Annotated in this window: 1 rRNA gene; it reads left to right on the top strand. The window is 46.9% G+C overall.

The window, feature by feature from the left end:
• Positions 1-226: 226 nt before the first annotated feature.
• Positions 227-1212, top strand: a 16S ribosomal RNA gene (locus tag QWY88_RS11600); the annotation flags it as partial.

Here is a 1212-nt window from a genome sequence, read left to right as displayed (position 1 = left end):
TTCTCCTATAATTCCCGTCCACAAACGATGAGAGGCCATCGAAAGAGGGTCAGAAGTACTTCGGGTTGAAGCTACTGATTAACGTTTGAGATCATTGAAAACTAAGCAAGCGAGAGCTTGAGATAATACACAATACAACAACCGTCTATTAACTTAAATAAGTTAGTAGATAACTTTATACAAAGCCAATGATTTTTAAATCTTGGGCTACAGATTAAACAATTCAATTATGGAGAGTTTGATCCTGGCTCAGAATGAACGCTGGCGGCGTGCTTAACACATGCAAGTCGAACGGTAACAGAGAGAGCTTGCTCTCTGCTGACGAGTGGCGCACGGGTGAGTAATATATAGGTAATGTGCCCCCTAGACCGGGATAGCCACTGGAAACGGTGATTAATACTGGATATTCCTTTTCTTCATAAGTTGAAAAGGGAAATGTTTTTTCGCTAGGGGATCGGCCTATATCCTATCAGCTAGTTGGTGAGGTAATGGCTCACCAAGGCGATGACGGGTAGCGGGTTTGAGAGGATGATCCGCCACACTGGTACTGAGACACGGACCAGACTCCTACGGGAGGCAGCAGTGAGGAATATTGCACAATGGGGGAAACCCTGATGCAGCAACGCCGCGTGGAGGATGACGCATTTCGGTGTGTAAACTCCTTTTATATGTCAAGAAAATGACGGTAGCATATGAATAAGCACCGGCTAACTCCGTGCCAGCAGCCGCGGTAATACGGAGGGTGCAAGCGTTATTCGGAATCACTGGGCGTAAAGGACGCGTAGGCGGGTTGCCAAGTCTGATGTGAAATCCTATGGCTTAACCATAGAACTGCATTGGAAACTGGTAACCTAGAGTATGGAAGGGGCAGATGGAATTAGTGGTGTAGGGGTAAAATCCGTAGATATCACTAGGAATACCGAAAGCGAAGGCGATCTGCTGGGACATTACTGACGCTAAGGCGTGAAAGCGTGGGGAGCAAACAGGATTAGATACCCTGGTAGTCCACGCCCTAAACGATGAACACTAGTCGTCGGGGTACTAGTTACTTCGGTGATGCACTTAACAGATTAAGTGTTCCGCCTGGGGAGTACGGTCGCAAGATTAAAACTCAAAGGAATAGACGGGGACCCGCACAAGTGGTGGAGCATGTGGTTTAATTCGAAGATACGCGAAGAACCTTACCTGGCCTTGACATTGATAGAACACACT

It is taken from the genome of Sulfurimonas sp. hsl 1-7 (assembly GCF_030577135.1).
GTDB lineage: Bacteria > Campylobacterota > Campylobacteria > Campylobacterales > Sulfurimonadaceae > Sulfurimonas > Sulfurimonas microaerophilus.
Note: the sequence above shows the minus strand (reverse complement) of the source record. Positions and strands in the feature narration are given on the sequence as shown.